This is a genomic window from Pedococcus sp. P2_E2 (assembly GCF_056403955.1).
Genome location: NZ_JBFUEM010000003.1, coordinates 312,285 through 320,434 on the forward strand (window position 1 = coordinate 312,285; position 8,150 = coordinate 320,434).

4 protein-coding genes and 1 pseudogene are annotated in these 8,150 nt (G+C 68.5%); 1 reads left to right on the forward strand and 4 read right to left on the reverse strand.

Annotation, left to right across the window (positions count from 1 at the left end):
* Positions 1–16 precede the first annotated feature (16 nt).
* Positions 17–235 carry a hypothetical protein gene (locus AC1DWR_RS09760; protein WP_477615873.1) on the forward strand — a complete coding sequence of 73 codons (219 nt, stop codon included), beginning with the start codon at positions 17–19 and terminating at the stop codon, positions 233–235.
* A gap of 156 nt (positions 236–391) precedes the next feature.
* On the opposite strand, the gene AC1DWR_RS09765 is transcribed toward AC1DWR_RS09760, so the two are convergent.
* From AC1DWR_RS09765 to AC1DWR_RS09780, 4 genes and pseudogenes are all read right to left on the reverse strand, one after another.
* Entirely contained in the window at positions 392–3,721 is a 3,330-nt protein-coding gene (locus tag AC1DWR_RS09765) for a DUF7507 domain-containing protein (protein ID WP_477615880.1), read from the reverse strand.
* Positions 3,722–3,953: 232 nt separating this feature from the next.
* Entirely contained in the window at positions 3,954–6,386 is a 2,433-nt protein-coding gene (locus AC1DWR_RS09770; protein ID WP_477624325.1) for a putative bifunctional diguanylate cyclase/phosphodiesterase, read from the reverse strand.
* Positions 6,387–6,627: 241 nt separating this feature from the next.
* Positions 6,628–7,440, reverse strand: coding sequence for an SH3 domain-containing protein (locus tag AC1DWR_RS09775; protein ID WP_477615876.1), 813 nt, complete (start codon positions 7,438–7,440; stop codon positions 6,628–6,630).
* A gap of 521 nt (positions 7,441–7,961) precedes the next feature.
* Positions 7,962–8,150, reverse strand: a pseudogene (locus AC1DWR_RS09780) (hypothetical protein); the annotation flags it as partial.

The following is an 8,150-nucleotide window of genomic DNA, read 5'->3' on the forward strand; positions in this document are numbered from 1 at the left end:
CACGAAGGAGCTCGTCATGGATATTCCGGAACGGATCTCGGTGTCGTCGCTAGTGCTCGACGAGCTCGTGCAGGCCGTCGATCGGGTCAGCTTCCTCAACCACGAGTTCCATCGCTCCTACCTCCTGGATCCCTGCTGCCTGCTCGAGGCGCTGGTGGAGGTGTATGCCGCGTCGCTCCACCTCGTGCAGGAGAACGGCCAGTACGGCAACACGCTGGTTACTGGAGCCGGGTGAGAGGTCCCAGGGGGCAGGGGTCCCGGGGGGGAGAGGTCCCAGGGGGCAGGGGTCCCGGCGGGCAGAGGTCCTAGTGGGCAGCACGACGGCGGGCGGGTGTTTCTCCCGCCCGCCGTGCGCGCCTACTCGTCGCCGCGGGTGGTGACCGCGCCCAGGTCAGGCACTCTGCGACCCCCGTCGCCGACGCGCCACCATCACCAGCCCGAGTCCCGTCATCAGGAGCAGGACCCCAGCGGCCACCAGGGGGATGGCGTTCGAACCGGTGAACGCGAGCACCGGGGGGTCGGTGAACCCGAGGAACGGCGGCAGGTCATCCTCGGTCCACGTGAGAACGTCGACCGTCGATGGCGGGGACGTCACCGTGCCCGGCGTCTGGCTCCCAGGTGGTGGCGGGGTCTCCCCGTCGGCCGTCGCCACGTTGCGGACCCGCCCCGCGTCGACGTCGGCCTGGGTCACGACGTAAACGCTCGAGGTGCAGTCCATCGCTTCGCCCGGCGCCAGGGTCGTGGACGGGCACGTCACAGAGATGCCGAGGTCGGCGAGCCTGCGGTCGTCCACCTCAACGGCCTTCAGCGTGATGTTGCCGGTGTTGTCGACGTGGAAGGAGTACACGATCTCGTCACCGACAGCGGCCAGCCCGTCGTCGTTGGCGTCCTTGGTGATCTTCGCCGACTTGACCATCACCAGCCCGGGGGCCGCCTCGGGTGTCGGGGTGGCGGTCGCTGATGGGTCTGAGACCACAGGCGTCGTCGTCCGCGGAGGAGTGCCCGACGCCGTGGCGATGTTGGCCACCGAGCCCTTGTCCACGTCGGCCTGGGTCACGAGATACGCGCTGGAGGTGCACACCATCGTGGCGCCTGGAAGCAGGGCCGCCGACGGGCACGTCACCGATACCGCAGGAGCGGCTGGGGCAACGAGCTCGTCCTTGACGGAAACGTTCGTCAAGGTCACGTTCCCGGTGTTCCTGATCGTGAACCCGAAGGTGATCTCGTCGCCCACGCCGGCCAAGCGGTCGTCGTTCGCGTCCTTGGTGATCTCGGCGGACTTGACCAGCGACAACCCGGGCGTCCTCGGAGGCGTCGGAGTCGTGGTCTCCGACGGGTCCGTCACGACCGCGGTGGTGCCCCCGTGCGGCGTGCCCGAGGCCGTGGCCGAGTTGGCCACCGACCCCTTGTCCACGTCCGCCTGGGTCACGAGGTACGCGCTCGAGGTGCACACCATCGTCGCCCCCGGAGCCAACGGGCCCGACGGGCAGATCACGGCGACCTCCGGACCGGCGGGCGCGACCAGCTGGTCCTTGACAGCCACGGTGTCCATCGTCACGTTCCCGGTGTTCTTGATCGTGAACGAGAACGTGACCTCGTCACCGACACCGGCCAACGCGTCGGCGTCCGCATCCTTGGTGATCTTCGCCGACTTCACCAGCGTCAACCCGGGCGTGGCCGCGAGAGTGGGCTGGGTGGCCGTGTCCGTGGCGGTGACGTTGGGCCCGTCCGGCGGTGTGCCGGTGGCTGTGACGGTGTTGTCGACGTGGCCCGCCTTCGCGTCCTGGGCAGTGATCACGTAGTCAGCTGTGCAGACGATGGCGGCCGCCGGCGCCAGCGTCGCCGGGGTCACCGGGCTGCACACCAGGGTCAGGGCGGGCCCGGCGGGCGGCGCGAGCACGTCCGTGACCGTGACCCCCGTCAGGGTCGACTGACCGGTGTTGGTCGCCACGATCCGGTAGTGGATGACGTCGCCGGCGTCGGTCAGGCCGTCGTTGTTGGCATCGCTGACCGAGGTGATGGACTTGACGACCCCGATCGAGCTGCCCGGAGTCGCGACCGAGGCCGAGCAACCCACTCCTGGCGCGGGCGGGCAGTTGGCATCGACGGTGGGGACCGTCGTCGTCGAACCCGGGGTGTGGTCGGGACCCCCGCCGGGCATGAGGGGGATGGTCGTCTCCACCGCAGGCACGACGGTCGCCGTGTTGAGGATCTCGCCGGTGGTTCCGGCGGCGACGACGCCCGTGACGGTGTAGGTGATCGTGCCACCGACGTTGACGCGCACCGTGTCCGTGATGTCACCGGCGCCGCTGGCCCCACAGGCGGTCGGCCCCGACGGGGGCAACGTCGCTGTTCCCGCCGCGGTCACGGCGCACGTCCAGGTGGGGCTGGTGACCGCAGCAGGGATGGGATCGCTGAACGTCGCGTCGACCGCGTCGCTCGGGCCGTCGTTGTGGACCGTCACGGTGTAGGTGATCGGTTGGCCCGGTGTGTAGGAGTCCAGATTCGCGCTCTTCGTGATCGAGAGGTCGACCTCCGGGAGAACGGTCAGCGGTGTCGAACCCGGCGGGTAGAGCCCGACGATGGTCGAGATGTTGTTGGTGCAGTTCGGGATCGGGGCCCCGGTCGGGTCCGTGCACCCCGAGTTGCTGTAGACACCGGGGGTGTTGCTCGTGACCTGCACGGTGATGGTGCACGAGACCTCACCCTGCGCGAGGTCCCCCGTGGCGCTGATGGTGCCGCTGGTCACGCTGCTGGACGTCAGGTCGCACGTGCCTCCAACCGGCCCGGAGGCCACGAGCCCGGCGGGCAGGTCGTCGGTGAACGACCACCCGTTCTTGGCCATCAGGTCGGTGGTGTTCGTGACCGTGAAAGTCAACGTCGAGGTGCCACCTTGGGCAATCGTCGTGGGCGAGAAGGCCTTGTCGAGCTGCGGGGTGACGTCCACCAGCTGGGGCAGGTCGAAGCCGACGTCGTTGCCGTTGCCGTTGGCCTGCAGGTTACGCACGCGGAACCCGAGAGTCGGCGTCGCCCCGGTGACCGGCACCCGGAAGGCGTTGGACTGCAGCTTGGCCACACTGAAGTTGGCAGCGTTGATCGAGAAGACCACCCTGCTGGGGTCGGTGCACGGGTCCAGGTTCGTGCCGACCACCGTCGGGACCCCGTTGATGAGGATCGCCAGCTCCTCTTCGGCGTGGTTGCTGAAGCAGTTGGTCTCGGCGAAGATCCCCGAGACGGCGTAGAAGTGCCCGGCGATCGTGGGGATGGAGTTGTTGGTGGTCTGGAGCTGGAGTCCGGCTGACTGCGCACCCGTGGTGCTGTTCGTGTACTCGCTCAGGATCTGGTTTTGGGCAGACTGCGCGAGCGTCATCCCCTGGTAGCGGCCCATGGCGTCCGCCATGTCGCCGAGGATGGTCCAGGCAGCGTTCCGCCCACACTGGTCGTTGTTCGTCACGGCAGGGGTGCCCCCGTTCGCCGGCAGACCGGAGCCCTTCCGCATCACCCAGCCGTTGCAGGCGCCGGCCCCCGGCGCCCAGGCCGCGTCCGCGGCATACGTCTCGCCGTCTGCCGCCGCGCCGCCGACGTAGGCGCCGATGCGAATCGGGGCGGCGCTGGCGTCCACGGCGGAGAAGTCCTCGCTGTAGAGCAGCGTCCCCGCCTGGGGAACACCCGGGCTGCCCGGGGCGGCGTTCGCGGGAAGGGCGAGCCCGGCCGCCCCCATCACTGCGAGGAGGCTCAGCAGGACCGCCGAGGCCGTCCCCCGTCGCCCTCTGGTCCTCGCACCAACAGGTCCCTTTACAGGCCGCACTGCCTTCACGCTCTTCTCCCCCCGGGTCATGAGATGTCGCTAGTAGGACCACCTCTATGCCCGTTTGTGACGCTGGCTCCAGGCAGAGGCTGGCCTGCGGCGTTCGGGTCGACCCCCGTGCTGCCCGTCCGGGAGAGGCTGCGCGTCAGCGCTCGTCAACCTCCAGAGGCGCCTCCACGACGGAAAGGTGGCGGGTCACGGCGGGGGTCGGCGAGGCGAGGAAGAAACCCTGGACGAGGTCGAACCCAAGTGCCCGGACCTGGCTGAGCTGGTCCGGGCGCTCGATTCCTTCCGCGAGGGTGCTGATTCCCAACGCGCTTGCTATGTCGACCGCGGCCTTCATGACCGCCACAGCGGTCTGGCCCGAGCGCGCGTCGCTGGTGGTCAGTGCAGCCGCGAAGGCGCGGTCCACCTTGAGCAGGTCCACGGGCATCCGCTGGAGACTGTTGAGTGAGGAGTAGCCGGTCCCGAAGTCGTCGATCGCGATGCGCACCCCGAGGTGACGGAGCTCGTGCAGCAGCGAGATCGAGTGGTCGCTGATGGCTGCGGACTCCGTCACCTCCAGCTCCAACAGGCGGGGCGGAACAGCGAACTCGATCAGGGCGGCCTCTATGTGGTCCAGGAACCCCGCAGCGCCCAGCTCGGCCGCGGACACGTTCACCGCGAGTCGGACGCCGCGGCCCAGTCGCGACAGCTCCCGGCAGGCGTGGCGGAGCATGACCTGACCGATGGGCACGATCAGTCCGGACTCCTCTGCGAGCTCGAGGAAGTCCGCGGGCACGAGGAGACCGCGCGTCGGATGCTGCCAGCGCAGGAGCGCCTCGGTCGCCACGACCCTGCCCGTGCGCACGTCGTGCTGAGGCTGGAAGTGGAACAGGAACTCGTCGTGCTCGATGGCGCCAGCCAGGTCGGCCAGGAGGGAAGCCCGCTCCCGCGCGCGGACGCTCATCGACTGGGTGAAGGAGCTCATCCGGCCGCGCCCGACTCCCTTCGCGTCGTACAGGGCCAAGTCGGCCATCCGCACCATCTCGTCGGCGCTGATGCTCAGCGGGAGCGCGTGGGTGCACCCCACGCTGGCACTCATCTCGATCCGGTTTCCCCGAATCGTGAAGGGCTCGGCAAAGGACGCCTGATATCGGGCGAACAACACCTCCGGGAAGTCCGGAGTCGATTCGGGCTGGGCGATGACGGCGAACTCGTCACCCCCGAGTCGAGCGACGAAGTCACCGTTGCTGTGGGCCAGCATGCGAGTGGCGACCTGCTGCAGGAGCTCGTCGCCCACCCCGTGACCCAAGGTGTCGTTGACGGACTTGAAGTTGTCGAGGTCGAAGATCGCCAGGTGGCTGGGACCAGGCCGTTCCCGCCCGGCGAGGCTCGACTGGAGTCTCTCGTTGAACCTGCGCCGGTTGGCGAGGGCCGTCAGGGGGTCGGTCTCTGCCAGTCGGACCATCTCCTGCCGGTGCATGAACTCGTCCGTGATGTCGACTCCCACCCCCCGCCAGCCGGTGATGGGCCCGTTGCGCGTGGTCATCGGCTTGGCCGACAGGGACCACCACCTCTCCTTTCCCTCCACCACCACGGCGATGACGTGGTCACGGATGGCCTCTCCGCGAGCCATGGCGTCGCCCAGCTCCTGAATGGCCTCGCCACCGTCCCAGGAGTCGTTCGCCAGTCGCCCCAAGAGCTGGGTCAGCGTCAGCTGTCGAAGTTCGTCCGTCGGGACTCCCGACACCTCGGACATCCGGTCGGAGGTGCGCGTGAAGTCCCCCAGCGGTGAGGTCTCCCAGAGCCAGTCGCGCGCTCCGTCCTCGAAGTCGTCGAGCAGGAGCTCGACATCCTGCTGAGCCTGCCGAGCAGTGAACTCAGCGACCGATCGTCGCTCGAAGGAGTTCGACAGGTACATGACTCCGACGATCAGGACTCCCCCGTAGACGAGCACCTGCAGCGTCATGACGTAGTAGGCGGTCTGCTCCATGAGGAAGAAGGCCGGAGCGAATCCGGCCATGTGGATGGCGACCCAGAGAATGCCGATGGGCCTGAGCGGCGAAAGCACCACGGCACCCGCACCCATGATCCCGGCGACTGTGGCCACGAGCACGACCTGACGCCCCGGGTCGACATTCGGGAGCACGTAGAACGCCAAGCTGGTGTTGAGGACGCCCTGGACCGAGATCTCGAGGGCGGTGATGCGAAAGACCCTTTGGCTTCCGGCCAGGTCCCGAGGGGCGGTCCCGTTGCGTTCGCTGATCCACCACACCGTCGAGCGGACGCCCGCCGCCAAGAGGGCCAGGGGCACCCACACCGCGCCGAACGCGGGGTGCTGGGGCGCGATGACGTACAGCCACAGGACCAACACGCTCATCGCATTCGCGACGTTGGCCCTGGGGGCCAGACGCATGTGCGCAAAGACCTGACGACGAAACAGCTCGTCCTTCAGCTCCGCGGCACGGCCGGGGAGCCCGGCCCCTGGGGCCATCACGGTCGTCCCGTGTGCGTCGATCGCGAGCATCGAGGTGTACTTCCTCCGGTCTGGCTGGTCCGGCTCGGGCCGCCATCCCCGCGCCGTCGACCACGACATGCGGCTCGCCTGTGGGAACCGTCGCTGATGAGACGACTTCGAAGGCCACTCATTACGCGCATGGCCCACCTTTCTTCGTGCGTAAGACCCCGTGCCGGCGAGGCGTCTTGGTGGTGGTCGGTCACCCCCTGATGACTGACCGGCCGGCGGGAACGCCGGCCGGGGSCCCGCGTGGATCCGTCCCCTTACGGATCGCGCGGGGCCCCTTCACTGCCGTGGCCGTCGAGGCGAGGGAACTGCCCTAGGCGGCCCGCCCGGAGAGAAGCTTGCGGACCGGCGCCGTGAGCGCCGAGGAGCAGCCGCCGCGGACCACGTACCTCAGCGTGAGACTCGCGCCGCAGTCGGCCGCGCGCTCCATTCCGGGAATGGAACCGAACACATTGAGGGAATGACGGAAGCCGCCATAGCGGATCTGCCTGACGTGAATTGCCTCGTGCGCCATGACCATTCTTGTCTTGGCCCAGCTCATGCCGGGCTGGATGTAGACCGTCGAGCGGCTTTGTCCCCAGCTGTGGAACACCGTCAGGCCGCGTACGGGGCCCTGGGTGTGGGCGCGGGAGTAGTCGATCTTCCACGTCGCGCTTCCCGCTGGGTCCAGAGCCCGCGCCCAGGCCTGGAAGGACTGCGCAGACCCTGCCTTGGCCGCGGCCTTCGGAGTGGCACCGGCACGGGTGGCGCAGGTGACGGTGGTCGAGACCCACTGCCCGTTGCGGAGCTTGAGCCAGCCCTTGGCCACCGGCCCCTTCACGCTGGCGCCGCGGCCGAGCGTGCCGACGACCGGGTATGCCGTGCCCGGGCCGGAGCGCACGTTTGCCCTGTTCACGCACACCTGCCGCACGGTCGCAGCGGGTTGCGCCGCGGCATACGTCAAAGCCATGGCGTGGTCCCCGAGTCGGGGTCCGGCCAGCGGGCTGGTCACGGGTGGCCAGTCCGGTGCGGCCACCGCCCTCGTCGCGGCGGACGGTGGGGCGGTCGACAGCGACGGGCCGACGCGGGTCGGCTCGCCCGTTGCCGCGGGCGCTGCCAGTGCAAGTGCCAGGGCGAAAGCGCCCACGGCGGCTCCGCAGGCTGACGGGTGGGACCGCTGTGTCTGACGGCCCGGGGATGGGTGCCGCCGCGAATGGCGTGCACCGGTCAGGACTTCCCTTGTTTGTCGTGCGAAAAGCATCCGAAGTCACCTCCGCCGATAATGGCGATTTCCCTTGGGGAGAGATTCTCGAGAACTGCCTGTCAATGACAGCGCCGCACGTTTCCAAACGCATGAGCGAACACGAGAAGAATTCCCTCTCACGCGACCGAAGATTGATTTGGCGCCGTCCCCATGTAGACCGATTCGGCCGATTGGGCATTACGACGACAGGGCCGGACGCCGACCTCTCGGGCGCCTGGAAGGAGCTCAGTTCCCGCGGTCGCAGCGGCGCTTCACCCGACGCGAGCGATCAGGCTCCGGACGGAACCGCCCGCGAGCCAACCGACGTCAAGCGTCAGGAGAAGTCGGACAGATCAGGGAGCCGATGTAGGCATTCGGCTGATGGTTGACGGTTTTACGTCGGTTGATCCTTGACACTCCTTACGTCAGTTTGTCCTGCGGGTCTTGGTCAGTGCACCTCCCAAGGGTCGTTTGTTGCGGACGGGGCCGGTGCTGTCGCGTCGCACGGTGCGCAGCAGCTCGTTGCCGATCCAGAACTGGAGGGTGTCGGGGCCGACGTGGACGTCGCAGCGTTCACCGGCCCGGTGGCGTCCGACGGAGACCTGTTGCCAGGA

What these genes read in the sequence shown, in the direction of transcription:
- AC1DWR_RS09760 (WP_477615873.1), top strand. Translation starts at nt 17, where the DNA reads ATGGATATTCCGGAACGGATCTCGGTGTCGTCGCTAGTGCTCGACGAG.
- AC1DWR_RS09765 (WP_477615880.1), bottom strand. Translation starts at nt 3,721, where the DNA reads ATGGGGGCGGCCGGGCTCGCCCTTCCCGCGAACGCCGCCCCGGGCAGC.
- AC1DWR_RS09770 (WP_477624325.1), bottom strand. Translation starts at nt 6,386, where the DNA reads ATGTCGTGGTCGACGGCGCGGGGATGGCGGCCCGAGCCGGACCAGCCA.